This window comes from Ferrovibrio sp., from assembly GCF_046297895.1.
In the GTDB taxonomy this organism is placed as follows: Bacteria; Pseudomonadota; Alphaproteobacteria; order Ferrovibrionales; family Ferrovibrionaceae; genus Ferrovibrio.
This window is the reverse complement of sequence record NZ_JBKBHC010000001.1, coordinates 80,948-105,786: the sequence shown is the minus strand read 5'-3', so window position 1 is coordinate 105,786 and position 24,839 is coordinate 80,948. Positions and strand designations below refer to the sequence as shown.

Here is a 24,839-nt window from a genome sequence, read left to right as displayed (position 1 = left end):
CGAAACTGTCTGTGAAAGCCATTTATAGCCCCATATCGCCGTCCCAGCCCAGCCGCGCGCGCGGGTTGAGGCCGCGGTTGAGGAAAATTCACCACCCGGCTAGGATGCGGCCATGTCGTCGATCACCTTTTCCAGCGGTGCCGCCATCGCCCTCGATGGCCTGCGTCAGGCCGATCAGGCCATGCAGGTCGCGCTCAAGGCCGTGGGCAGCGGCAGCCTGGACCCGAATGTGATGGCCCAGGCCGCCTCGATCCTTCAGGGCGCCCAGGGCCAGCAGGGCGCCAATGCGATCGCCCTGCGCGCCAGCCTGGCGCAGCAAAGCTACTTCATCGACATCCTGGCCTAGGCCGGCACGCCGCGCCGCATCGCCACGCGGTTGGCCATGTCCAGCCCGGCGGCGCGCTGGCGTTCGATCACCAGGCGCAGATCGGGCCCGACTTCGCCAGCAGACATCGGCGCGAAGCCCAGCCTTGCGTAATAGGGCGCGTTCCACGGCACTTGGCGGAAGGTGGTGAGCGTCAGGGCCGGCAGGCCGCGCCTGCGCGCCATGGCATCCGCCGCCTCGAACAGTCTTGCCGCCAGCCGGTGTCCGGCATGATCGGGATGCACGTCCAGCTCCTGCACATAGAGGCAGCCATCGAGTTCGGCCGCGAGCAGGAAGCCGGCCGGGCGATCATCGCCATCCACGGCCACGGCCAGCATGTCCTCGGCTGCCGCCGCGCGGAATTCCTCCGCCGCCGTGGGTTCGCCGGCTGCCAGGGCGGGATACCCGACGCTGCTGAAGGCCTGGGCGGCGGCGCGCTCGATCTCGCGCAGCAGGTCGGCTTCGTCGGGACGGGCGGAACGGATGCGATAGATCATGCTTCACCATAGCAAAATGGCCGGGGCTAGCCCCGGCCATCGTGTCAATCGCGGATATGCCCGTCGATCAGGCGAAGGCGTCTTCCCAGCTCCCCTGGGTCGAGGCCTTGGAATATTCGGTGGCGCGGTTCTCGAAGAAGTTGGTGTGTTCCACGCCGTTCAGGATCGCGTCCAGCCACGGCAGGGGGTTCTTCTCAATGCGGTACATCGGCTGCAGCTTCAGCTGCATCAGGCGCCGGTCGGCGGTCCAGCGGATGTAATCCTTCACGTCCTGCGCGGTCAGGCCCTGCACGCCATCGATCTCGAAGGCGAGGTCGATGAAGGCGTCCTCATGATCGACGATGGTGGAGCAGGCCACGTAAAGGTCGCGCTGGAACTCGTCGGTCCAGACTTCCGGGTTCTCTTCCAGGAAGGTGTGGAACAGCTTGATGATCGAGTTGGTGTGCAGCGTCTCGTCGCGCACGCTCCACGACACGATCTGGCCCATGCCCTTCATCTTGTTCCAGCGCGGGAAGTTCATCAGGATGGCGAAGCTGGCGAAAAGCTGCAGCCCTTCCGTGAAGGCGCCGAACACCGCCAGCGTCTTGGCGATATCGGCCTTGGTGTCCACGCCGAACTGCTGCATGTAGTCGTATTTGTCCTTCATTTCCTTGTAGCGGAGGAAGGCGGAATATTCCTCTTCCGGCATGCCGATGGTGTCGAGCAGGTGCGAATAGGCCGCGATATGCACCGTCTCGATGTTCGAGAAGGCCGACAGCATCATCTGAACTTCCGTGGGCTTGAACACCCGCGAATAGTTCTTCATGTAGCAGTTGTTCACTTCCACGTCGGCCTGGGTGAAGAAGCGGAAGATCTGCGTCAGCAGGTTTTTCTCGCCCGGCGTCAGCTTCTTCTGCCAGTCCTTCACGTCGTCGGCCAGCGGCACTTCCTCGGGCAGCCAGTGCAGGCGCTGCTGGGTCATCCAGGCCTCGTAGGCCCACGGATACTGAAAGGGCTTGTAGACCGGTTTGGCATCCAGAAGCGACATCGAATCCCCCATTACGGCAGCGAACGGCAGGGTAGGAATATTGCAACATCTTGTGGTCGGGACAAGGGGTTTGTCCCTATATGTTGCGCCTCCACATGGCCATGGGCTGTGGATATCCGCCAGTTCGCCGCGGTCTGTGGATTATTTGCCGGCGCTGGCCTGCAGGCCGGCGGCCAGGCCGCGCAGTTCGGTGCGCAGGCGCGCCAGATCCTGCAGGCCGAGGGGCAGCAGGCAGGCCATGTCGCGCTGCATGGCGGCCACGGCCGCCTCCAGGGCGCGGCCCTTGGCGGTAAGGCTGATGGTGACCTGGCGCTCGTCATCCGCGGCGCGGCTGCGGGCCACCAGCCCGGCCTGTTCCATGCGCTTGAGCATGGGCGTGAGCGTGCCGGAATCCAGATGCAGGCGTTCGCCCAGGCTTTTGACTGTATGCGGTCCGGCCTCTGCCCGCTGCTGTTCCCACAGCACCAGCATCGCCAGGTATTGCGGATAGGTCAGGCCCAGCGGCTCCAGCCGGTCGCGATACAGCCGCGTCATCGCATTCGACGCGGCATACAGCGCGAAGCAGAGCTGATGATCGAGCGTGATCGATTCGTCGGCTGACATGACGGGACCAAGGATAGGCGGCGCCGGATTGGGCGGCAATCCGGCGCCGCGATGGTGGTTCAGGCGCGGTTCAGACCGTGGTTTCCAGCGCCACGTCGATATTGCCCTTGGTGGCCTTGGAATACGGGCAGACCTGGTGGGCGGCGGCGACCAGCGCCTCGGCCTGGGCCTTGTCCATGCCGGGCAGGGCGACGGCGATCTTGGCGTTCAGACCGAAGCTGGTCTCGTCCTTGCCGATGCCGATGGTCACGCTCACCGTGTTGCCCTGGGGCAGGGCGATCTTCTGGTTGCGGGCCACCAGGCCCAGCGCGCCCTGGAAGCAGGCGGCATAGCCCGAGGCGAAGAAGGTTTCCGGGTTGGCGGCATTGCCGGGCCCGCCCAGTTCCTTGGGCATGGCCAGGGTCATGTCGATGATGCCGTCGGCCGAGGTGACCTTGCCGGCGCGGCCGCCGGTTGCGGTGGTGCTGTAAAGCGGGGTGATGGACATGGGCAGCTCCTGTGGTTCAACGGCCGGGTGGCGCGTCGTGAAAAAATAAATAGTGCACAATTTAATTTTAGGCAATTAAAAATGGCGTGATGAAAGTCACGCCCGGGTCAGTCGATATCGCGAGCCCTATATTAATTGCGAATAATTCGCACTCGTAATAAATTGCGCCGGCAAGCAGAAGGGCGAACGGCGTTGTGTCTCCGAAGGATTTGAAACGGTTGTTCCTGGCCTACCGGGCGGAGATCCAGGCCTATCTGGTGCGCCAGTTGCAGGATATCGAAACCGCTGCCGACCTGACGCAGGAAACCTTCCTGCGCTTCGCCCAGCAGCCGGCGACCAGCACGGTGCTGCAGGAGCGCGCCTATCTGTACCGGACTGCCCGGAATCTGGCGATCGATCACATGCGGATGAAACGGCGACAGCAGACCCAGGCCGTGTCGCATGACGGCATGGCCGCCATTCCCGAAAACCGGCCATCACCGGAAGATGCGGCCGACGCGAAGGAACGCTTGATCCTGTTACGCGGCTTTGTCGAGCAGTTGCCGGCCCGCACGCGACAGGCTTTCATCCTGATCCGCATCGAGGGGCATTCCTACGCCGATGCCGCGTTGCTGATGGGCGTATCGATCAGCTCCGTCCAGAAACACATGCACCAGGCAATGGATTATCTGACAAAAAAGCTGCGGCATTAGCCGGGCGCATTTAAGACCTACTACTTCCCGCCGCTCAGACGTCTTATAGGTAGCCCCCGTTCCAGCAGACCAGCCAAGCAGCCCCGTGACGAGCAACGACGACAGGACCGACCGGATCGAGAGCGAAGCGATCGAATGGCTTGCCATGCAGGCGGCCGGTCCGCTCGATCCGGCCGATGCGCTGGTATTTGAAAGCTGGCTGCGGCGCGGCCCGCGCCATCGTGCGGCTTATGAAAACATGCGCCGGACCTGGGATGCCTTGGCCGTGCTGCAGCAGGAACCGGGCGACCTGCTGCGGCATACCGCCGATTTCCATGAGAATGGGCTGCATGGGAAGCCGCGCCTCGCATCGGCATCGGCATCGGCATCGGCATCGGTATCGCCCACGCGACGCTGGCTGGCGCCGGCTTTTGCGATTGCGGCCTGCCTGCTGTTGTTGATCGGTCTGACGACCTTCTGGACCGGTAATCCCGTCATCGCGCTGGTCGCCGATCACCGCACGGCACCCGGTGAAATCCGCCGTATCACGCTGCCCGATGGCAGCCGTCTGGACCTTGGCCCGGCCAGCGCGGTGAGGCTGCATTTCAGCACTGTCGAACGTCGGGTCGAGCTTCTCGGCGGCAGCGCCTATTTCAGCACAGTGCCCGCGGCCGCTGCGGCAGATCGCCCCTTCATCGTCGATACCGGCCGGCTGTCGGCTCGTGCCCTGGGCACGCAATTCCTGGTCGAGCGCCTCGCCGATAGCGATAGCGTGGCCGTGGTCGAACACAGCGTCGCGGTGACGCGGTCGGACGGCGATCACCGCATGACGGTGCTGTCGTCCGGGCAGGCCCTGCGCTACCGCCGCGACCGACGGTCGGAGCCCGCCATGGTCAATGTCGATCCGCTGGAGATCGCGCCGTGGCGGGGCGGCAATCTTGTTTTCCACCAGGTGCCGCTGCGTGACGTGGTGGCCGAACTCAACCGTTATCGCCGCAGCCGGATCCTGCTGGCGAACGACCACCTGTCCGCGCGCGTCGTCTCGGGCGTGTTCCGCATCGGCGATCCTGATGGAGCCCTGAAGGTGATCGCACAGGAACTGGGCCTGCAGGTTGTCACGCTGCCGTTCATTGTCGTCGTTCATAGCTGAGGCGGGGCGGTAAAAAGCCGCCGCACATGAAAGCTCTTGGGCGGCGGGGCCCTGCCGATCCCAACGCCTGCATAAATATTTTTATCAAAATCCTCCGGTGACGCGTCCTATTGGGATCAGGCGCGAATGATTGTCGTTTGCGTAATATCTGGTTGCGTTACTTCAGGGGGATTTCAAGCATGAATGCGACATTGGCGCTGCGGCCTGCAGGGCGGTGCTTCGGCGGTCGTCGTCTGTTCAGTCTTTCGGTCAGCGCGCTGGCTCTGGCCGCAGGTCTCGGTTTCACCACGACCGCAGCGCGGGCGCAGGTCCAAAGTCCGGCCGCACCGGCAGCAGCGCAGCAGCGTTTGACATTCGACATTCCGGCCCAGGATCTCAGCCGGGCCGTGCTTGCGCTGGCAAACCGCGCGTCACTGCAGATCCTGTTCGATGGCAGCCGGCTGCAATCCCTGCGCAGCACGGCGGTCAGTGGCAGCATGACGCCGCAGGAGGCCCTCGACCGGCTGCTGAACGGCACCGGCATGGGCTATCGCTTCACCGGCCCGGCCACCGTCACCTTGTACGAACTGCCGCGCGGCGGCGATGCGGCGGTCCTGCCGCCGGTAACAGTGGAAGCACGCAGCGGCCAGGCAGAAACCGCCACGGATTCGATCGCCGGCTATGTGGCTGCGCGGGCACGGACCGGCACCAAGACCGATACGCCGCTGATGGAAACATCGCAGTCGATTTCGGTCATTCCACGCGACCAGATCGCCGATCAGAATGCACAGACCCTGAACCAGGTGCTGCGCTATACCGCGGGCGTCACGCCGGAGACGCGTGGCGCGGTGGCCACGCGCTATGACATGTTCACCATCCGCGGTTTCGATGCCCATCGCTACTGGAACGGCCTGAAGCAGCAGGACCTATACTATATCGCGCCGCAACTCGATCCTTATCTGCTGGAGCGCGCAGAAGTCCTCAAGGGTCCGAATTCCACGCTCTACGGCCAGGCAGCGGCTGGCGGCCTTGTCAATCAGGTGAGCAAGCGCCCGCTTGATGTGCCGCTGAATGAAGTGGGCATTGAGTATGGCACCAACAATCACTACCGTCTGACCTCCGACTTCTCCAACAAGGTGGATGCCGAAGGCAACCTGCTCTACCGCATGACCATGGTTGGCCTCACCGAAGACGGCCAGATCAACATGACGGAAAACCAGCGTGTCGCGCTTGCGCCGTCGCTGGCCTGGCGGCCCGATGAAGATACCAGCCTGACGCTATTCGGCCTCTATCAGGTCGATCCGAAGGGTAATTCCTATGGCGGTATTCCGCCGCAGGGCACGGTGTTAAGCAGCCCCTTCGGTAAACTGCCGATGGACTTCTACGACGGTGATCCGAATTTCGAGAAGTTCGTCCGTCACCAGACCGCACTGGGTTACGAATTCGACAAGCGACTGAGTGATGTGTGGAGCATCCGCTCGAATGCTCGCTCGCAGCGCACCACGATGGCCTATGACAGCGTGTATGCGAATGGCGTGCAGGCTGATGGCCGCACCCTTAATCGCGGCACCGCGACTTCGCGCGAAGCCTCGACGTTCAACGCGATCGACAACCAGGTCGAGGCGCGGTTTGATACGGGCCCGGTCAAGCATACGGCGCTTGGCGGCGTGGATTACCAGACCATGCGTGGCCATTATGCCGCCGGCTTCGGGACCGCGCCGACCCTGGATATCTTTAATCCGGTCTATGGGCAGACGGCGATCACCGTTCCGACCCGCAATCGCACCAATATCGATGCCGAACAGTATGGCCTGTATCTGCAGGATCAGTTGAAACTGGGTGGCTTCGTGCTCACGTTGGGCGGACGGCATGATACCGCAGAACAGGTTGCCACGACCGCCAATACCGGAGCGCAGGAAAAGCGGCGGGACCAGGCCTGGACCAGTAAGGTCGGCCTGCTTTATGCGTTCGAGAACGGTATCTCGCCGTATATCAGCTACTCCGAGGCCTTCACGCCACTGGGTGGTACCGACCGTCTTGGCAAGCCGTTCAAGCCGGAAGAGGGCAAGCAGTATGAGCTGGGCGTGAAATACCAGCCGCCGGGCACGAACAGCATCTTTACCGCTGCGGTGTTCGAGGTGACGCGCACCAACGTGAAGACGCCCGATCCGGTGAATACGAACTACTCGATCCAGACGGGTGAGGCGCGATCGCAGGGCTTTGAATTCGAGGCGCGTCACAGCTTGTCCAAGCAGATCGACCTGATTGGCGCCTATAGCTATATCGATGCTGAGGTAACGAAAGATACCAATGCAGCGGCCGTGGGCCGGACACTCGGCGCCGTACCGGAGCATCAGGCTGCTGCCTGGGTCATGTATCACATGCCGCGCGAAACCCAGTTCAAGGGGCTGAGCATCGGCGGCGGCGTCCGCTATGTGGGTGATACCCGAAACCCGGACAATTCGATCACGGTGCCAGACTTCACCCTTGTCGATGCGGCGGTGACCTACGATCTTGGCGCGCTGTCGGACCGGTTTGCCGGTGTCGATCTCGCGCTGAACGTGAAAAACCTGTTCGACAAGGAGTATGTCGCGTCCTGCTACTACGGCACCTGGTGCGCTTATGGGTACGAGCGCACGATAACCGCCGGGTTGCGATATCGCTGGTAGCCCGATGCCGCCAAAATGCGGCATCCCGGTTCACGAGTGCGGTCGGCGCGGGCCTGAGCGGCCCTGCGCCGGCTGTTTCGTTCATGCGCCCCTCTGGAGAAAAGGCCGGACGCGCCCTATTTGAAGCATGACGCCGTGCGCCTGCACGGGGGGAACAGTCAACGCCCGGCCTGGATCGCGTCCCGGCTTTGCCGAGAGACCCGGAGGAGGTGCGTCATGGTTCATATCAGTCATCACCCCCATCGCGAGCCCCAGCACGATTCCGAGGCGCGGCGCTGGCAGGACTGGGCGAATATGGCGCTCGGTATCCTGCTGGCCGTCTCGCCATGGCTTTTGGGCTATAGCGGCCTCGATGGCGCGACGATGAATGCCGTCATCGTGGGGCTGCTGGTCTTTGCGCTGTCGGCGCTGGCGCTCACGCTGCTCGACCGCTGGGAGGCCTATATCAGCGCCGCGCTCGGCCTGTGGGCCGCCGCCGCGCCCTGGCTGATCGGCTTTGCCGCCTACGACGCGGCGATGATCGTCCACCTGGCGGCCGGCACGGGCGTCGTGCTGATCGCCGCCATCGAAATCTGGCAGGGCAGCCACAGCCCGTGAGAAAAAACGGCCCGGCTGTTCGGCCGGGCCAGGGGCGGGCGGTCATGCCCACCTGGGGAACGCCACGATGGCTCAGGCGGCGAGGCTGTCTTCCGCGTCGTCGAGTAGCGCCAGGGAAAGCACCCATTCGTCATAGCTGATGCCGCTGCGCCTCATCATGCCATCCAGATGTTCGCGGCTGGCGGCAACACCCTGTTCCCTGCTGCTGGTGTTGTGCTCGATCAGCCGCAGTTCGCGATAGGCTTCCTCGGCGGCTGCGATGCTGCGGCTGGAAACGGCGCGGCGGAAGCACTGGTATCCGTCGATGCGGCGCTGGGCATCGTAATGCGGCGTCAGATGCGACAGCGTCCAGTAATACTCGCCGCTGCAGGCCATGTTCTTCACATAGGCGAAGACTTCCTCGCCGTCGCGGATGCGCTGCCAGATCAGCTGGAATACGGCCGCCGGCATGTCTGGATGCCGCAGCATGCTGTGCGGCTGGCCGATCAGTGCCTTCTCGTCGCAGGCCTGCGCCTGACAGAAACAAGCATTGGCGTAGGTGATGCCGCCCTTGAGGTCGGCATGGGTGACCAGCAACTGGTCGGCGGGAATGCTGCGTGCGCGATTGACGGGGGTAACGGAGGTCATGGCGGCGTCCTTCTTCTTGACGCCCCATCAAACGGCCGCTGCCGCCGAATGTGAAATTAACAGTGTGTAAGACGGTCTAAAGATTTGGCAACCGTCATGCGTTACGGCCATGAAACGCACATGAAAAAGCCCGGCTTATGCCGGGCTTTTCGCATCGCGTCGCTGCTATGCCAGGGTCACTGGCAGGCGAGGCACTCGTCGTAATCGACCGCCTCGCGCGGGCCGCCGCCGACCGCCGCCGCCGCTGCCAGCGGCAATTCCGGCTCATTCATTGCCGGGGCGCGCTGCGGACGCTCGCCTTCGTTGATCTTGCCGACCAGCGGGATCGAGACGACATTGGTCGTCACTTCGGCGGCCGACTTGCCCGATACGGTTTCGGCGCGCTGGATCGAGAGCGAGCGGCAGTAATACAGGCTCTTCACGCCCTTCTTCCAGGCCTGGAAGTGGATCTGGTGCAGATCGCGCTTATGCACGTTGGCAGGCAGGAAGATGTTCAGGCTCTGCGCCTGGCAGATATAGGGCGTACGGTCGGCCGCCAGGTCGATCAGCCAGCGCTGGTCGATCTCGAAGGCGGTCTTGAACACGGCCTTCTCGTCATCCGACAGGAAGTCGAGATGTTGCACCGAGCCGCCGCTGGTGGTGATCGACGACCAGGTCTCGTCGTCGTTCTTCTCATACTGCTCCAGCGTCTTTTCCAGGTAGCGATTGCGCACCGAGAAGGAGCCCGACAGGGTCTTGTGCGTGAAGGCATTGGCCACGTTCGGTTCGATGCCGGGCGAGGCGCCGCCGGCGATGATCGAGATCGACGCGGTCGGTGCGATGGCGATCTTGTGCGAGAAGCGCTCCATGATGCCGTATTCGGCGGCATCGGGGCAGGGGCCGCGCTCTTCCGCCAGCTTGCGCGAGGCGGCGTCGGCATGTTCCTTCACATGCTTGAAGATGGTGCGGTTCCACACCTTGGCCATCACGCTCTCCCACGGCACGCCATTGGCCTGCAGGAAGGAGTGGAAGCCCATCACGCCCAGGCCGACCGAACGCTCGCGCTGCGCGGCATAGCGCGCCTTGGCCATGCTGTCGGGGGCCTTGTCGATGAAGTCCTGCAGCACGTTGTCGAGGAAGCGCAGGCAATCCTCGATGAACAGCGGGTGTTCCTTCCACTCATGGAAGTATTCCAGGTTCAGCGAGGAAAGGCAGCAGACGGCAGTGCGCTGCTGGCCATGCTGGTCGATGCCGGTCGGCAGCGTGATCTCGCTGCACAGGTTCGAGGTCTTGACGCGCAGGCCGGCCAGCTTGTGATGCTCCGGCAGGGCGCGGTTCACATGGTCGATATAGACGATGTAGGGCTCGCCGGTCTCGATGCGGGCGGTGAGGATGCGGATCCACAGCGCGCGGGCCGACACGGTGCGCTGCACGGTGCCGTCATGCGGGCTGACCAGCGCCCACTGCTCGTCATTCTCCACGGCGCGCATGAAGGCATCCGAGATCAGGATGCCGTTATGCAGGTTCAGCGCCTTGCGGTTCGGATCGCCGCCGGTGGGGCGGCGGATCTCGATGAATTCCTCGATCTCCGGATGGTCGATCGGCAGGTAGCAGGCGGCCGAGCCGCGGCGCAGCGAGCCCTGGCTGATGGCGAGGGTCAGGCTGTCCATCACGCGGATGAAAGGGATGATGCCCGAGGTCTTGCCGTTCTGACCCACCTTCTCGCCGATCGAGCGCAGGTTGCCCCAGTAGCTGCCGATGCCGCCGCCGCGGGCCGCCAGCCAGACATTCTCGTTCCACAGGCCGACGATGCCGTCCAGGCTGTCGTTGGCCTCGTTCAGGAAGCACGAGATCGGCAGGCCGCGGCTGGTGCCGCCATTCGACAGCACCGGGGTCGCCGGCATGAACCAGAGCTTGGAGATGTAGCTGTACATCCGCTGGGCATGGGCGGTGTCGTCGGCATAATGGCTGGCGACGCGGGCGAACAGGTCCTGATAGGACTCGCCCGGCAGCAGGTAGCGGTCATCGAGGGTGGCCTTGCCGAAATCGGTCAGCAGGCGGTCGCGGCTGCGGTCGACGTCGATGCGGATGCCGCGTTCGGTTTGCAGAGTGTTCAGCACGGATGGCTTCCCCTCGTTCTTGCGGCCAGACTCCCACATTCGTGGCGCCACATTTTGTGGCTGGCTGGACCGGTCCGTTTCAAAAATCCCAGTATCCCGTCCGCTGGCGACTGTCTGGCGGCTGCGCACCCCGTTTTGCACCTTCGAAAACCCCGGAAAACAGCCCGGCAACCGGAATCCGAAGACGGCGCAGCGTCGACACGAAACAGCTTCAGCGAACACAAGATATGGTACTGACCGTTAAGGGAGCGTCAATACGATGTGTGACATCGGCCTGTAAAAAATTGCCTTGACGGATTCAGCATAGCGTGAACCCCCTGATTTTATGCCGTGTCGCTGACGTTCGCTGCGTTGCAAAAAGTGCCCTGTGGATAGCGTGGATAACTATTTTGGCCACCCTGTGCGCAAGCCGCTGTTAACCATTGTCCCTCTATCTGTTGTGCTACCGGCGCGGGATTTACGCCCTTAGCCGCTCTTTGTGCCCGCGGCATTTGGTGTTTCAATGCGGGCCTTAACGCGATCCGACCGGCCGGATGACAATCTGGCCAGGCGGGGGAGGTTGCGATGACGCTGATTAAACATCCGCGCGCCGATATGGCCGCCAATGCCGCCAAGGCGGCCAGCCAGGCGGCCGTCGACCGGGCCGAGGCGGAGGCCGCCGAACTGATCGGTATGCCGGCGCTGGAACGTCGCCGCCGCATCATGGTCGCGGCGGGTGCGACGATCAGCCTGCTCTGGCTCGGCATCTGCGCCCTCTACATCCAGAATTCCATCGGCTGGCAGAATCTGTGGCACGCGCTGCCGCATGAATTCGGCGCCTTCGTCGCCGGCATGGCGGCACCGCTCGCCTTCCTGTGGCTGCTGCTGCTCAACCTGTGGCGCGGCAGCGCGATCAGGCGCCAGGCCGCCGCCCTGCATCAGGTGCTGCTCGACCTGACCTACCCGACGCCCGAGGCCGAGCGCCGCGTTTCCGCCCTGGCCGGCGCACTGCGTCGCCAGGCCCGCGAGATGGAAGAGGCCGCGCAGTCGGCCACCGACCGGATCGCCGCGCTGGGCGAGACCATGGCCAGCCAGCAGCAGGTGCTGATCAATGCCGCCGCCGGCGCGGGCGAGCAGGTCGCGCTGCAGGCCAAGCAGATCACCGGCAGCCTGAGCCAGTCGTCGCAGGGCCTGCTGGCCGCCGCCGAACAGGTCAATCGCGACCTGGATGCCACCGTGAAGGGGCTGGCCGGCCGCTTCGAGGAGCAGAGCCGCGCGCTGGTCGAGGTCGCCGACAAGGTCGGCACCGAGATGAACGCCAAGGTTTCCGGCATCGGTCAGACCGTGTCGACGCAGGCCCAGGTGTTGCTGCAGGCTGCCGATGTGATCGTGCGCGAAGTGGAAACCGCGCGCGGCATCTTCCAGGCCAAGGCGTCCGAGATTTCCCGTATCACCTCGGCGATCCAGTTCCAGAACGAGCGCGTTGAGGAACTCTCGCGCCGCCATGGCGAACTGATGGACCAGGCGGTGCAGCGCGCGGCCGAGGTGGCGCAGCAGATCGCCGCCCAGCTCGAGCAGAAGATCGTGGCGCTGGAGCAGGCCGTGACGCGGGCCGGCGGCGAGGCCGGGCGCATCGGCATGAGTTTTGCCGAAGCCGCCCAGACCATCACCACCGCCGCCGAAGTCACCGTCGCCCGCGCCACTGCCGCCGGCGAAAGCTTCGGCCGCGAAAGCCTGCTGTTCAGCAATGCCAGCCAGAAGGTGATCGACAGCGCCGAGGCCGCGGGCACCGTGCTGCGCGAGCGTGTACGCGAGATCGAACAGGCCACCGGCACCACCATCGGCCGCATCCGCGATATCGGCGAGACCGTGCGTTCGGAAGTGGGCGCGCTGGACGAGCAGGGTGCCCGCGTGGCCGAGCGGCTGCGTGTCGCGTCCGACGAGATGCGCGGTCGCACCAATGCCCTGGAGCAGGCCGGCGCTTCCGCCACCCGCCAGGCCGATGCCTTCGCCGAAGCGGCTACCCAGGCCGAGCAGCGCCTGAAGCTGACCGGCGACCTGGTCCGCCATCAGGCCGACCAGCTTGGCACGGCGGCCGAACTGGCCGACCAGCGCCTGGCCCAGGCCGGCGATGCCCTGCGCCGCGAAGGCGTCAACATGACCAGCACGCTGCAGCAGATCACCGACCGCGCCATGCGCGCCGGCGACGAGTTGAAGCAGCGCGCCGATATCCTGGATGAAACCTCGGGCCGCGCCCTGAGCAAGATCGGCGAGGCCGATGCCACCATCAAGGCCCGTGTCGAAAGCCTCGGCCAGGCCGGCCGCGAGGCGCTCGCCATGGCAGCCCAGGTGCAAGAGACCATGACCCAGGCCAATGCCCTGCTGGCCCAGGCGACTCAGCGCACCGACGACCAGATTTCGGCCGTCGGCGGCCAGTTGCGCCAGCATGCCGAACAGTTCGTCACCACCATCGACGGCGTCACCCGGCGCATCACCGAAACCGGCGACAGCGTGCGCGACCAGATCGACGGCCTCGACCAGGCCGCCGCCCGCACCGCGCAGCGCCTGCGCTCGGCCGGCGAAAGCGCCGGCCAGGATGCCGTGCAGCTGCAGGCCGCTGCCGAACGCGCCTCGCAGCGTCTGCACCAGGTGAGCGAGACCGCACAGACCCAGGCCCACGCCCTCAGCGCCGCCGCCGAACGCGCGGCGATGGAATCGCAGCTTGCCGGCAGCACCGCGCAGGCTCGCGCCAAGGATCTGCAGGACCTGTCGCTCGGCGTCGCCGAGGCGATGGCGCAACTGGCCGAAAAGGCCACGGCGCAGACCGCGGCCCTGCTGGCGATGAGCGAGAAGGCGCAGGCCGAGGCCAACAGCCTGAATGCCGCCGCCGAGAAGGCAACCGGCAGCATCAATGCCGCCGGCGACACCGCGCGCATCCGCTCGGTCGAGCTGGGCGAAGCGGCGCAGGGCGTGGTCGACCGTACGCTGGAACTGCGCAGCACGATCCACGAGCAGGCCGGCGCGCTCACCGCGCTCAGCACCGAACTAACCCGCCAGGCCGAGAGCATCCGCGAGAATTTCCGCGGCCGCGTGCAGGAACTGGCCGAAGCCTCCGATGCCGCCATTCTCAAGACGGCGAATATCGGCGACAGCTTCCGCCGCCAGGCCCAGGAGGTTTCGCGCGTGTCCGACGAGGCCGTCAGCCGCATCGAGCAGGTCGGCACCACCTTCGACGCCCGCGCCCGCGAGATCAATCTCGCGGTCGGCAATGCCTCGGGCCGCATTGACGATGCCTCGGAGGTGCTGCGCAACCGCACCCGCGAGCTGGCCAACATCGTGGAAGACGCGATGAAGCAGACCGACCGCATGAGCGACGGTTTCCGCCGCCAGGCCGACGAGGTCGATACCCGCGCCGGCCGGCTGTCGGAAAAGGTCACCGAGATCGGCGAGCGTCTGGCCCGCACCGGCAACGAGTTCAGTGCCGTTACCGACCGCGCCACCGCGCGTGCCGCGGAAACCGCCGACATCCTGGGCCAGCGCGCCAAGGACCTGGCCTCGGCCGCGGCCCGCGCCGCCAGCGAGGCGGCATCCGCCGAAGCCAGCCTCAAGGCCGATGCCAAGGCGCTGGCCGAAGCGGCCCGCACCGCCAGCGTCGAGGCCGAAGCCTTGCGCAAGGCCACCCAGGCCCTGCGCGGCGAGCAGTTCCTCAAGACCGCGGCCTTCATCACCGGCCACCTCAACTCGATGGCCATCGACATCACCCGCCTGCTCAACCGCGACCTGTCGGAAGAGCTGTGGCGGCGCTACTACAAGGGCGAGCGCGGCCTGTTCACCCGCAAGCTGATCGACCAGCGCGACCTTGACAAGATTCGCGGCAAATACCAGGAAGACGGCGAGTTCCGCGACTTCACCGACCGCTACATCGCCGAATTCGAGCGTGTGCTGGCCGGCGCCAAGGGCGTGGAACACGAGGAGCTGCTCACCTCGGCCTTCGTCACCGCCGATATCGGCAAGGTCTACCTGCTGCTGCGCGAGGCGGTTGGCAAGGCACGCCAGTAAGAGAATTCAGTAACGGCACATGGACAAGACATCCTTGCAGGACTGGATCGGCGGCTCGGAAACGGCCGCCGATCTCATTTCAGCCGAACGCTGCATCGCGCTGGCGCGTGCGCTGGACCGCGCAGAGAGCGGGCTGGTCGCGGGCGCGCCGCTGCCGCCGCTGCGGCACTGGCTGTATTTCTGGTCGATGGCCTCGCGCGCCCGGCTGGGCCGCGACGGGCATCCCGCCCTGGGCGAATTCCTGCCCGATGTCGGCCGCGTCTGGAACGGCGCGCAGACAAGGCGCATGTGGGCCGGCAGCCGTATCGACTTCCATCACCCCATACCGCTCGGCCGGCCGGCGCGGCGCATCTCCACCATCGAGGATGTGGTCGAGAAGCATGGCCGCAGCGGCCGGCTCGCCTTCGTCACCGTGCGGCACGAGATCTATTACGGCACCGCGCTCTGCATCACCGACCGGCACGACATCGTCTACCGCGAGGAAAAGCCCGGCGCGGTGCTGCCGCCGCCCGAACCGGCACCGACCGACCAGCAATGGGACGAGGGCTTCGTCGCCGATCCGGTTTTGCTGTTCCGCTATTCCGCGCTCACCTTCAACGGCCACCGCATCCATTACGACCGCGACTATGCGCGTGGCGTGGAAGGCTACGATGGGCTGGTGGTGCATGGCCCGCTGCTGGCCACGCTGCTGGTGGATTTAGCCGGCGATGCGATGCCGGATCGGGCCTTGCGCGGTTTCAGCTTCCGCGGCCGCCGCCCGGTGATCGACAGCCGGCGCTTCAGCCTCTGCGGCAAACTGGACGGCGAGGATGTGCTGAAACTCTGGATCGCCGATAGCGATGGTGCGCTGGCGATGACGGCCGAGGCGGTGCTCGGTTAACAGCCATTCATAAGTCGCCAGGGCCGGGCTTGTCCCGGCCATGACGACTTCTTTATCAAACGATGGACTATTGCGTCGGCGCCACGATCTTGCGCCCGCGCCGCCTTGGTGCGGTGAGCTTGGCGACATCGAGGATGTCGTCGAGCTGGTGTTCGGTCAGCCAGCCTTTCTCCACCACCAGTTCGCGCACGGTGCGGCCGGTCTTGAGCGATTCCTTGGCCACGGCCGCCGATTTCTCGTAGCCAATATAGGGGTTCAGCGCGGTGACGATGCCCACGCTGGCCTCCACATGGCGCTTGGCCTGTTCGACATTGGCCTGGATGCCGCTGACGCATTTCTCGGACAGCGTGCGTGCGGCGCGGGACAGAAGCTGCATGGAGGAGAGCGTGTTGTAGACGATCAGCGGCTCCATCACGTTGAGCTGCAACTGCCCGGCCTCGGCGGCCATGGTGATCGCCATGTCCTTGCCGATCACCTGGAAACAGACCTGGTTCACCACCTCGGGAATCACCGGGTTGACCTTGCCCGGCATGATCGACGAGCCCGGCTGCATCGGCGGCAGCGAGATTTCGCCCAGGCCGCCGCGCGGGCCCGACGAGAGCAGCCGCAGATCGTTGGCGATCTTGGAAAGCTTCACGGCGATGCGTTTCAGCATGCCGGAATAGAGCACGAAGGCGCCCATGTCCCAGCTCGCCTCGATCAGGTTGGCAGCCCGCACCATCTCGATGCCGCTGATTCGCGCCAGTTCGTCGATGGCCAGGTTGGAATATTCCGGCTCGGTGTTGATGCCGGTGCCCACCGCGGTGCCGCCCAGATTGATCTCGCGGAACAGCTTCACGATCTCGTCGCCACGCGCCACGTCTTCCTTGATGTTGATGGCGAAGGCCTCGAATTCCTGGCCCAGCGTCATCGGCACGGCATCCTGCAGCTGGGTGCGGCCCAGCTTGATGATGTCGGCGAATTCCACGCCGCGCTGGCGGAACTCGTAGGCCAGGCCGTCCAGCGCCTTCATCAGCTCGGCATGGCTCAGGATCACGCTTAAGCGCACGGCCGAGGGATAGACGTCATTGGTCGACTGCGACAGGTTGACGTCGTCGTTGGGATGCAGGTGGCTGTATTCGCCCTTATGAAACCCCATCAGTTCCAGGCCGCGATTGGCGATCACCTCGTTGACGTTCATGTTGGTGGAGGTGCCGGCGCCGCCCTGGAACACGTCGATGGTGAACCATTCATGCAGCTTGCCGTCGATCAGTTCGTCGCAGGCCTGGGCAATGGCCTTGTATTTCTCCGGCTCCAGATAGCCCAGTTTCTTGTTGGCCGAGGCGCAGGCCTTCTTCACCATGCCGAAGGCGCGGATCAGGTTGGGGTAGTGGTTGATGCCGATGCCGGAGATGTGGAAGTTGTTGAGCGCGCGCTGGGTCTGGATGCCGAAATAGGCGGCGGCCGGGATTTCCATGTCGCCCAGGCTGTCATGTTCCAGACGGGTTGACGTATCGCTGCTCATCGCTGCTGCCCCATGGCTGTTGTGGAAGCCGCATTCTGCGCTTCCCTCGCGTCAATGCGAAGGCTTTCGGCGATGATATTTCGTTGAAATGCCTATGGTTTTACATGCAAACAATCGATTGGCAGCGATCACGTCCGCTTATGGCTAGACGGTTCTTTGCGCCTTGTCCTTCGCATTGGTGGCTGCGATGTTGTCGCGGATTTCCTGCCATTCGGCATCGTTCAATTCGGTCAGGCCGCCGAAACCGCCGGCGGTGTTGAGCCATTGCGCGCCATCGATGGCGATCACCTCGCCGCTGACATAACCCACCTCGTCGCTGAGCAGGAAGGCGGCCAGGTTGGCCAACTCCGACATCCTGCCCACGCGCCGCATCGGAATGGCGCCGATCATCTGCTTCTCCAGCTTTTCCGTGGGCGCCAGGCGCTTGGTCATGCCTTCGGTGGGGAAGGGGCCGGGCGCGATGGCGTTGAGCCGGATGCCCTTCGGTCCCCATTCCACGGCCAGCGATTGTGTCATCGCGGCGATGCCGGCCTTCGACATGGCCGACGGCACCACGAAAGCCGAGCCGGTCCAGACCCAGGTGGTGACGATGGAAACGATGCTGCCGCCGCGCTTCTCGGCGATCCAGCGTTTGCCCACGGCCTGCGTCACATAGAAGCTGCCATGCAGCACGATATTGGCGATGGCATCGAAGCCGCGCGGGCTCAGATCCTCGCTGCGGGCGATGAAATTGCCGGCGGCATTGTTCACCAGGCCATCCAGCGGGCCATGCTGCTGCCAGATCGCCTGCACCATCTCGTCCACCGCCTGGGCCACGCGGATGTCGCAGGGATGGCAGAAGATTTTGCCGCCGGTGGCTGCCGCCAGTTCCTGTGCGGCTTCCTGCAGCACGCCCTCGCGCCGGCCGCAGATATGCAGTTCGGCGCCCAGTTCCATCAGGCGGCGGGCCATGGCCTTGCCCAGGCCGGTGCCGCCGCCGGTGATCAGAATACGCTTGCCCTGGAACAGGTCGTTGCGGAACATGTCGCCTCCCTTGCTTGTCGTTGCCGTTCAGATTAGCCAAAGGGTCGGAATCACGCCATCGGGAGAGGACGCTCAAATCATGGACCTTCAGTTAGCCGGCAAGGTTGCCATCGTCACCGGAGCCAGTCGCGGCATCGGCCGGGCCATCGCCGAACTGCTTGCCGCCGAGGGCATGAAGCTGGTGCTGGCGGCGCGTTCGGCAGACCAGCTCAAGCAGCTTGCCGGCAGCCTGAAGACCGAATGCCTGGTGCAGGCGGTCGACCTGCGCGATCCCGCCGTGCCCGCCCGGGTGGTTGCCGCGGCGGCAGAGCATTTCGGCGGCATCGACCTGGTGGTGAACAATGCCGGCGCCACCAAGCGCGGCGATTTCCTGACATTGAGCGACGAGGACTGGGCCGACGGTTACGCCATGAAGTTTTTCGGCGCCATGCGCCTCAGTCGCGCGGCCTGGCCGCATCTGATGCAGCGCCAGGGCGCCATCGTGAATATCGTCGGCGTCGGCGGTCGCACCGGCGCGGCCGAATTCGCCATCGGCGGCTCGGTGAATGCCGCCTGCCTCAATCTCACCAAGGTCCTGGCGGATCGAGGCGTGACCGACGGCGTGCGCGTGAACGCGATCAATCCCGGCACCATCGCCACCGAGCGTCTGCAGGTGCGCATCCGCAGCTTCGCGCAGGAGAAGGGTGTGAGCGAGGCCGAGGCGGCCCGGCAGATGCCCAAGGCGATGGGTGTGGCACGATTCGGCGAACCCGTAGAAATTGCTCGGGCGGTCGCTTTTCTCGCCTCTCCGCTTTCCGGCTACCTGCAGGGCGCGATTCTCGATGTTGATGGTGGCCTGACCCGCACCCTTTGAGACGCCGCAAGCCACTGTCCGCTTGCTTTTTTGCGCAGGCGATGCCACTCCCACCCCATGATGCGTAGACAGAATGTCTCTGCCGCGACGGGGCGTGAGCGGGTCAGGTTGAACGGGATGAGGCGCGGCCTGCTGGCCTTCGCCCTGATTCTGCTGGCAGCCGTGTCGGGCCGGGCGGCCGAACCCCTGCCGCCGCCGCAGGGCGAGGTGCTGCTCACCATCACCGGCCAGATCGGTCGCAGCAATGCCGCCGGCGGCGAGGCCCGCTTCGACCGCGCCATGCTGGAACGGATCGGCCTGACCGAGGTGGTGACCTCCACCCCCTGGCACCCCAAGGTGATGCGCTTCGAAGGCGTGCTGCTGCGCGCGCTGCTTTCCACCGTGCAGGCGCGCGGCGGCAGCCTGCTGGCCGTTGCGCATAACGATTACACCGCGCGCCTTCCGCTGCAGGATGCCGAACGCTACGACGTGATCCTTGCCTTGCGCGCCGATGGCCGCGATCTCACGCTGCGCGATATGGGGCCGCTTTTCATTATCTATCCCTATGACAGCGACCGTGCGCTCAAGGCCGACGGAATCTACGCACGATCCGTCTGGCAGTTGCGCCGGCTCGAGGTGCGGTGATGCCGCGCCGCTTTCTGCCGTACCAGATTCAAAACCGGCCGGAGGCGCTGGCGGGTGCCGGCCGTCGCTTCGTGTTGGTGCTGGTGGCCACGGTCGTCGGCCTGTCCCTTGTGTTGGCGGCCTATTTCTATGTGCAGCAGCGCGAATACAACCGCTTCTCCTTCCAGAACATCGTCTGGGAAGGCGCCCAGTTCCGCAACGAGCATCAGGCGTTCCGTGCCGCCTTGCTGGAATACCTGAACGGCACGAGTGGGGCGGGCGTAGAAGAAGTGCGCCGGCGTTACGATATCCTGCGCAGCCGGCTCGACCTGCTGCAGACCGGGCGCGCCTCGGCCACCTACATGGCCGATCCCGATCTGAGCATATTGTTGACGCGGATCGATCCCATCGTGCGTGGCTGGGAAGGCCGGCTGGCCGAGCTTTTTGCTGGCAGCCATGCCGCCGGCGATGCGGTGGCGGTTGCGATGCGTGAGCTCGACGCGGATTTTAGTGCCTTCGCCGCCGGCGTGAATGCCATAGGCATCAGGCGGGTGGATGATGCGCGCGAAAGGCTGGGGCGGCTGTATAACGTGATGATCGCCGCCGGCGTTGCCACATGGCTGCTGGTGATCGGATTCGGTTATGCGCTGATGCGGCAGCTTCGTGCCAGCGAGGCGGCCCATGCCGAGATGCGCGCCATGACGGCCGATCTCGAGAATGCGCGCCGCCAGGCGGAAGAGGCCAGCCGCACGAAATCCAACTTCCTGGCCACCATGAGCCACGAACTGCGCACCCCGCTGAATGCCATCCTTGGCTTCACCGACATCATGCGGCAGGGCATTTTCGGCCCGGTGGGGAATGCGCGCTACGAGGATTATCTCAACGGCATCATGAAAAGCGGCCAGCATCTGCTGGCGCTGATCAACGACGTGCTCGACATGTCGCGCATCGAGGCCGGCCGCCTGGAACTGGCGGAGAGCCAGTTCGATATCCGCCAGGCGATCGACCACGCGCTCGACATGGTGACCGTAACCGCCCAGGGCAAGGGCGTGGCGCTCGATCGTGCCCTGCCGGCAATCCTGCCGCCCCTGCAGGCCGACGAGCGGCTGGTGCGGCAGATGCTGCTGAACCTGCTCAGCAATGCCATCAAGTTCACGCCCGAGGGCGGCCGGGTGGAGATCGCCGCGGCCCTGCTGGGCGAAGGCGACATGGCGGTCCGCGTGCGCGACAGCGGCATCGGCATGAGCGATCGTCAGCTACAGAAGGTGTTCGAACCGTTTTCGCAGGGCGATTCCATGCGGGCACGCGAGGCCGGCGGCAGCGGTCTCGGCCTGCCGATCACCAAGCGGCTGGTCGAACTGCATGGCGGCCGCATCCATCTCGCCAGCCGGAAAAGCAGCGGCACCACGGCAACCCTGGTCTTTCCGGCGGAACGCGTCGGCGCTGCCGACAGTACCGCGTGATGCCGGGCCGCCGGTTGCACCCGATGCGTGCGGCCCCGCATGTCCTGCTGCTGCTGTTTCTGGCTGCCTGTGCGCCACGGCTGCAGCCAGCTGGGGATACTGTGGCATCGCCCCGGCTGACGGACGATGCGACGGGCTGGCAGGCCGGCGATGGCCGTGCCTTGCCGTTGCGGGCATGGCTGCCGCCGCAGCCGAAGGCCGTCGTGCTGGCGCTGCACGGCTTCAACGATTACAGCAATGCCTTCACCGAGGCAGCGGAATGGTGGGCGGCGCGGGGCATAGCCATCTATGCGCCGGACCAGCGCGGCTTCGGCAATGCGCCCTATCGCGGCCTGTGGCCGGGCGAGGATCGGCTGGCCGAGGACCTCGCGGAACTGAGCGCGCTGCTGCGCCAGCGTCATCCCGGGCTTCCGCTCTACTGGCTGGGCGAGAGCATGGGCGGCGCGGTCGTGCTGCATGCGCTGGAGCGCGTCGCCGCGCGGCCCGATGGCGCCATTCTGGTGGCGCCGGCGGTGTGGGGGCGCGAGAGCATGCCGCTGCTGTATCGCGTGGCGTTATGGACGACCAGTTATACCATTCCCTGGAAGACCTTCACCGGCCGCGGCCTGAAGGTGCAGGCCTCCGACAACATCGAGATGCTGCGCCGCCTGTCGCGCGATCCGCTGTTCATCAAGGCAACCCGCGTCGACGCCATTCACGGCCTGGTTAACCTGATGGACGCGGCGGCCGCGGCCCGGCCGGAAAAGCTGCCCGTGCTTCTGATGTACGGTCTGAGGGACGAGATCATCCCCAGGCCACCGGTCGAACGTTTCGTCGAGCGCCTGAAATCCCGGCCGGATATCGACATGCGTATTCTTGTGTATCGCAACGGTTGGCATATGCTGTTGCGAGACCTGCAGGCTGAAACGGTCTGGCGCGACACGGCGGCATGGATCGCCGATCCGGCCGCGGTCCTGCCGTCGGGAGAGGAACGTCGGGCATTGCCGTTATTCAGGCCGGGGGACGGCCAAGCGGGGGCTGGCGAATGACGCGTGCGGCGTTTGTGGAAATGGCCTGGGCGGCCGTGGGGATTGTGCCGTGCCTGGCGGCGGTCTTGTGGCTGATCGATGCCGAACATGGGCTGGCGCTCACCTCGCTGGGCAGCACCGCGATCCTGCTGTTCTGCTTTCCCACCCATGAGGGGGCCCGGCCGGCGGCTGTGCTGGTGTCGCATCTGTTGGGTGCGGCCATCGGCATCGCCCTGCTGCAGGCCCTCGGCAGCAACATCTGGACCATGGGGGCCGGGGTCGCGCTGATCGCCGTGGTCATGCGGCTGTTCAACATCATGCACCCGCCGGCCGGCGCCAATCCGCTGATCGTGCTGAATCTCAAAAGCGGCTGGCTGTTTCTGGCCTATCCGCTGCTGCCGGCGCTGCTGATCATGCTGGCGGCGGTATTCCTCTGGAGCCGCCTGCGCCCGGGCCCGCGCTGGCCCCTGCGCTGGATCTGAGCGGCGCTATCGCGACGGCGGCAGGGCCGCCCGGGCATCCTCGACCGACAGATCCTGCAGGCTCGGCCGCTGCAGCAGTCTGACCCATTCGCCGCGCGGCGATACCTTGCGCGGGTCGGATTCATGGGAATACAGCACCAGCGACGGGCAGCCGCTGGCGGCAATGATGTGCATCGGCCCGGTATCGTTGCCGATCGCCAGTGCGGCGTGGCGGCCCAGCGCGGCCAGGTCGGCGATCGAGGTCTGCTCGCACAGGTCGATGGCGGCGGGACAGCCGGCCTTGATCGTGTCGATTTCCGCACGCTCGGCGGCGCGGCCGATGAGCACGGGCGTCAGGCCTTCGTCCAGCAGGCGCCTGCCCAGCGCGGCGAACCGCTCGGCCGGCCAGCGCTTCGCCGGCCGGTGCGGCGCGCCGCCCGGCACCAGCAGTACGCAACGGGCCGGCAGGCGGAAGTGCGCGATGTCGGACTGCAAGAAGTCGAGATCGGGCAGGCCCGGGTCGGGAATGCCCACCAGCGCCAGTTGGCGCCGCCGCAATTCGGTGATGTGCATCGGCTCGGTGGGATCGGGAATGTGATAGGCGCAGCCCGGCACATTGCCCACCCATTCCGGCCGCGCACCGGCCAGACGGAGCAGGCGGTAATACCATTTCGTGCGCTGGCTGCCCTGCAGGTCGTAGACCCGGGTGAAACCGGCATCGCGGATGCGGCCGATCAACTGCCAGGTGACGCCGACATGCCACAGCTTGGGCCGCGTATCGATCCAGATGTCGTCGGCCAGTCCGGAGCGCCGAACCAGGTCGGCATAGGGCGCCGTGGTCAGCAGCACGATATGCTCGCCGGGATGATGCCGGCGGATCGCGCGCAGCAGCGGCAGGGACAGGATCATGTCTCCCAGCGCGGAATGCTTGATAACCAGGATAGCCATGGTCAGGCAGTCCCGGTTTCGCCGGCTCGGGTATGAGCGATACCAGCAATGGCGGCCGTCATTGACAATGATGCCCACAGCAGGATGGCGGGCCAGTTGCTGAAAAAGCTCTGGCTGGCCGTCAGCGGGAACAGCAACAGGATGAAGCAGCCGGCGACCAGTGCACCGATGATGCGGTCAGGGATGCTGCCTTTCAGCAGGGCAAGGCACGACGCGGCCAGGCAGCCGAGGAAGGTGACGAAGCCGAGGAAGCCCAGGATGCCGGTTTCCGCCAGCCATTCGATATAGATGTTGTGCGGATGCGGATGGCAGCCGTCTTTCAGCGCGTCGCCCATCATGATCTGGCAGGCGATCTGGAAATTCTTCATGCCCACGCCGGTGATGGGGTATTCCTGCCAGGCATGCAGGCCGGCTGAAAATAGCTGGCCATAGGGGGAATTCCAGAAATCGCTGAAAACCTCGAGAGTATCGTGCACTCGACTTAGAATTCGTTCGCTGGCGAACACGATGCCGACCATCACGCCGATGGCGATGCCGGTCACCAGCAGACCGTAGAAGCGGTAACGCGACGGCGCACACAGGATGATCAGGCCGATGCTGGCGAGTAAGGCGATCAATGTCAGCAGTGATGCGGCTCGCTCGCCGGTCAGCAGGATGAATCCGAGCGCCAGGCCTGCGGCGATAAAGGCAAAGACAATGCGGCGTGTCGCGGGATGTTGCGTCTGCGCGAGCAGCAGGGCGGTGCCAGCCAGCAGCGGAAAACCGATGCGGGCGACGAACATGCCGATATTCGGCCGGTCAAGCGGACCGGTCAGTCGCAGGCCGGAAATCGGCCGTCCGGTCAGCGAGACGCCGCGGATCAACTGGATCAGGCCGTCGAGGATGGCAAAGCCCACTGTCGCGCCCCAAGCGGCGACGATCAGTTTCACATCGCGCGGCGACTGTACCAGCCATGTGGTGATGGCGGCGAACAGCACGACGAAGCGCAGCCAGAGCAGGCTGCGGCTGAAGGAGGTGGCGGGGTCGATCGCCAGCGGCGAGACCAGCAGATTGAGGACCAGCCAGAGTGCCAGCAAGACCAGCACCGGCGGATAGAGTGCGACACGCCATTCCCGTCGCACGGTCACCACGGCCAGGTAACTGATCCCGATCACCGCGGTCACCACTTCGGCGCCGCCGCGCCAGAACAGCAGCATGGCGGGCAGAATGGCAAACAGCCAGAGGTTTGCCTGGCGCAGTCGCGCGGTCCAGTCATGACCGGGGGCGAGACGAGGCGGGAGCATAATGGC

The 24,839-nt window shown here is 65.2% G+C and carries 22 protein-coding genes; 12 read left to right on the top strand and 10 right to left on the bottom strand.

What is annotated here, in order from left to right:
- The first annotated feature begins 112 nt into the window (after positions 1 to 112).
- Entirely contained in the window at positions 113 to 346 is a 234-nt protein-coding gene (locus tag ACK4FK_RS00495; RefSeq protein ID WP_409739614.1) for a hypothetical protein, read from the top strand.
- On the opposite strand, the gene ACK4FK_RS00490 is transcribed toward ACK4FK_RS00495, so the two are convergent.
- From ACK4FK_RS00490 to ACK4FK_RS00475, 4 genes are all read right to left on the bottom strand, one after another.
- Positions 343 to 861 (bottom strand): GNAT family N-acetyltransferase, encoded by a 519-nt coding sequence (locus ACK4FK_RS00490; RefSeq protein WP_409739611.1) that lies wholly within the window; start codon positions 859 to 861, stop codon positions 343 to 345. The genes ACK4FK_RS00495 and ACK4FK_RS00490 overlap by 4 nt on opposite strands.
- Before the next feature lie 67 nt (positions 862 to 928).
- On the bottom strand, positions 929 to 1,888 hold the full coding sequence (locus tag ACK4FK_RS00485) for a ribonucleotide-diphosphate reductase subunit beta (RefSeq protein WP_409739608.1): 960 nt from the start codon (positions 1,886 to 1,888) through the stop codon (positions 929 to 931).
- A gap of 141 nt (positions 1,889 to 2,029) precedes the next feature.
- Positions 2,030 to 2,491, bottom strand: coding sequence for a MarR family winged helix-turn-helix transcriptional regulator (locus ACK4FK_RS00480; RefSeq protein WP_409739606.1), 462 nt, complete (start codon positions 2,489 to 2,491; stop codon positions 2,030 to 2,032).
- Between the two features lie 70 nt (positions 2,492 to 2,561).
- The gene (locus ACK4FK_RS00475; protein ID WP_409739603.1) at positions 2,562 to 2,978 is read right to left on the bottom strand and encodes an organic hydroperoxide resistance protein; all 417 of its coding nucleotides are present in this window, start codon (positions 2,976 to 2,978) and stop codon (positions 2,562 to 2,564) included.
- 218 nt (positions 2,979 to 3,196) lie between these two features.
- On the opposite strand from ACK4FK_RS00475, the gene ACK4FK_RS00470 reads away from it, so the two are divergent.
- The 4 genes from ACK4FK_RS00470 (at position 3,197) to ACK4FK_RS00455 (ending at position 8,044) form a co-directional block, all read left to right on the top strand.
- Complete coding sequence (locus ACK4FK_RS00470; RefSeq protein ID WP_409739600.1) at positions 3,197 to 3,670, top strand: RNA polymerase sigma factor; 474 nt, start codon at positions 3,197 to 3,199, stop codon at positions 3,668 to 3,670.
- 85 nt (positions 3,671 to 3,755) lie between these two features.
- Complete coding sequence (locus ACK4FK_RS00465; RefSeq protein WP_409739597.1) at positions 3,756 to 4,799, top strand: FecR family protein; 1,044 nt, start codon at positions 3,756 to 3,758, stop codon at positions 4,797 to 4,799.
- A 179-nt stretch (positions 4,800 to 4,978) separates the two neighbouring features.
- On the top strand, positions 4,979 to 7,447 hold the full coding sequence (locus ACK4FK_RS00460) for a TonB-dependent siderophore receptor (RefSeq protein ID WP_409739595.1): 2,469 nt from the start codon (positions 4,979 to 4,981) through the stop codon (positions 7,445 to 7,447).
- 216 nt (positions 7,448 to 7,663) lie between these two features.
- Positions 7,664 to 8,044, top strand: a complete 381-nt coding sequence (locus ACK4FK_RS00455; RefSeq protein WP_409739592.1) for an SPW repeat protein — start codon at positions 7,664 to 7,666, stop codon at positions 8,042 to 8,044.
- Between the two features lie 72 nt (positions 8,045 to 8,116).
- On the opposite strand, the gene ACK4FK_RS00450 is transcribed toward ACK4FK_RS00455, so the two are convergent.
- Together ACK4FK_RS00450 and ACK4FK_RS00445 are read right to left on the bottom strand one after the other, a co-directional pair.
- The gene (locus tag ACK4FK_RS00450) at positions 8,117 to 8,671 is read right to left on the bottom strand and encodes a PAS domain-containing protein (RefSeq protein ID WP_409739589.1); all 555 of its coding nucleotides are present in this window, start codon (positions 8,669 to 8,671) and stop codon (positions 8,117 to 8,119) included.
- Positions 8,672 to 8,847: 176 nt separating this feature from the next.
- A complete protein-coding gene (locus tag ACK4FK_RS00445) occupies positions 8,848 to 10,809 on the bottom strand; it encodes a ribonucleoside-diphosphate reductase subunit alpha (RefSeq protein WP_409739586.1) in 1,962 nt (653 codons plus the stop codon).
- 525 nt (positions 10,810 to 11,334) lie between these two features.
- Between ACK4FK_RS00445 and ACK4FK_RS00440 the strand changes: the two genes are divergently transcribed.
- Both ACK4FK_RS00440 and ACK4FK_RS00435 read left to right on the top strand, forming a co-directional pair.
- Positions 11,335 to 14,808, top strand: a complete 3,474-nt coding sequence (locus tag ACK4FK_RS00440; protein ID WP_409739583.1) for a hypothetical protein — start codon at positions 11,335 to 11,337, stop codon at positions 14,806 to 14,808.
- A gap of 19 nt (positions 14,809 to 14,827) precedes the next feature.
- Positions 14,828 to 15,688 (top strand): acyl-CoA dehydrogenase, encoded by an 861-nt coding sequence (locus tag ACK4FK_RS00435; protein ID WP_409739582.1) that lies wholly within the window; start codon positions 14,828 to 14,830, stop codon positions 15,686 to 15,688.
- 67 nt (positions 15,689 to 15,755) lie between these two features.
- Here ACK4FK_RS00435 and ACK4FK_RS00430 read toward each other — a convergent pair whose 3' ends face one another.
- Both ACK4FK_RS00430 and ACK4FK_RS00425 read right to left on the bottom strand, forming a co-directional pair.
- On the bottom strand, positions 15,756 to 17,192 hold the full coding sequence (locus ACK4FK_RS00430; RefSeq protein WP_409739579.1) for an aspartate ammonia-lyase: 1,437 nt from the start codon (positions 17,190 to 17,192) through the stop codon (positions 15,756 to 15,758).
- Between the two features lie 144 nt (positions 17,193 to 17,336).
- Positions 17,337 to 18,215, bottom strand: a complete 879-nt coding sequence (locus ACK4FK_RS00425) for an SDR family oxidoreductase (protein WP_409739577.1) — start codon at positions 18,213 to 18,215, stop codon at positions 17,337 to 17,339.
- 79 nt (positions 18,216 to 18,294) lie between these two features.
- On the opposite strand from ACK4FK_RS00425, the gene ACK4FK_RS00420 reads away from it, so the two are divergent.
- The 5 genes from ACK4FK_RS00420 to ACK4FK_RS00400 all read left to right on the top strand — a co-directional run bounded on the left by ACK4FK_RS00420 (position 18,295) and on the right by ACK4FK_RS00400 (position 22,623).
- On the top strand, positions 18,295 to 19,068 hold the full coding sequence (locus ACK4FK_RS00420) for an SDR family oxidoreductase (RefSeq protein WP_409739574.1): 774 nt from the start codon (positions 18,295 to 18,297) through the stop codon (positions 19,066 to 19,068).
- Positions 19,069 to 19,185: 117 nt separating this feature from the next.
- A complete protein-coding gene (locus ACK4FK_RS00415) occupies positions 19,186 to 19,692 on the top strand; it encodes a molybdopterin-dependent oxidoreductase (RefSeq protein WP_409739571.1) in 507 nt (168 codons plus the stop codon).
- Complete coding sequence (locus tag ACK4FK_RS00410) at positions 19,692 to 21,134, top strand: sensor histidine kinase (protein WP_409739568.1); 1,443 nt, start codon at positions 19,692 to 19,694, stop codon at positions 21,132 to 21,134. Before ACK4FK_RS00415 ends, ACK4FK_RS00410 begins: the two co-directional genes overlap by 1 nt.
- A gap of 23 nt (positions 21,135 to 21,157) precedes the next feature.
- Complete coding sequence (locus ACK4FK_RS00405) at positions 21,158 to 22,162, top strand: lysophospholipase (RefSeq protein WP_409739566.1); 1,005 nt, start codon at positions 21,158 to 21,160, stop codon at positions 22,160 to 22,162.
- The gene (locus tag ACK4FK_RS00400; protein WP_409739563.1) at positions 22,159 to 22,623 is read left to right on the top strand and encodes an HPP family protein; all 465 of its coding nucleotides are present in this window, start codon (positions 22,159 to 22,161) and stop codon (positions 22,621 to 22,623) included. The genes ACK4FK_RS00405 and ACK4FK_RS00400 overlap by 4 nt, the downstream gene beginning before the upstream one ends.
- A 6-nt stretch (positions 22,624 to 22,629) precedes the next feature.
- Here the strand turns inward: ACK4FK_RS00400 and ACK4FK_RS00395 are convergent, their stop codons facing one another.
- Positions 22,630 to 23,550 carry a glycosyltransferase family 9 protein gene (locus tag ACK4FK_RS00395; protein ID WP_409739560.1) on the bottom strand — a complete coding sequence of 307 codons (921 nt, stop codon included), beginning with the start codon at positions 23,548 to 23,550 and terminating at the stop codon, positions 22,630 to 22,632.
- 2 nt (positions 23,551 to 23,552) lie between these two features.
- Complete coding sequence (locus tag ACK4FK_RS00390) at positions 23,553 to 24,833, bottom strand: O-antigen ligase family protein (RefSeq protein ID WP_409739557.1); 1,281 nt, start codon at positions 24,831 to 24,833, stop codon at positions 23,553 to 23,555.
- Between the last annotated feature and the right edge of the window lie 6 nt (positions 24,834 to 24,839).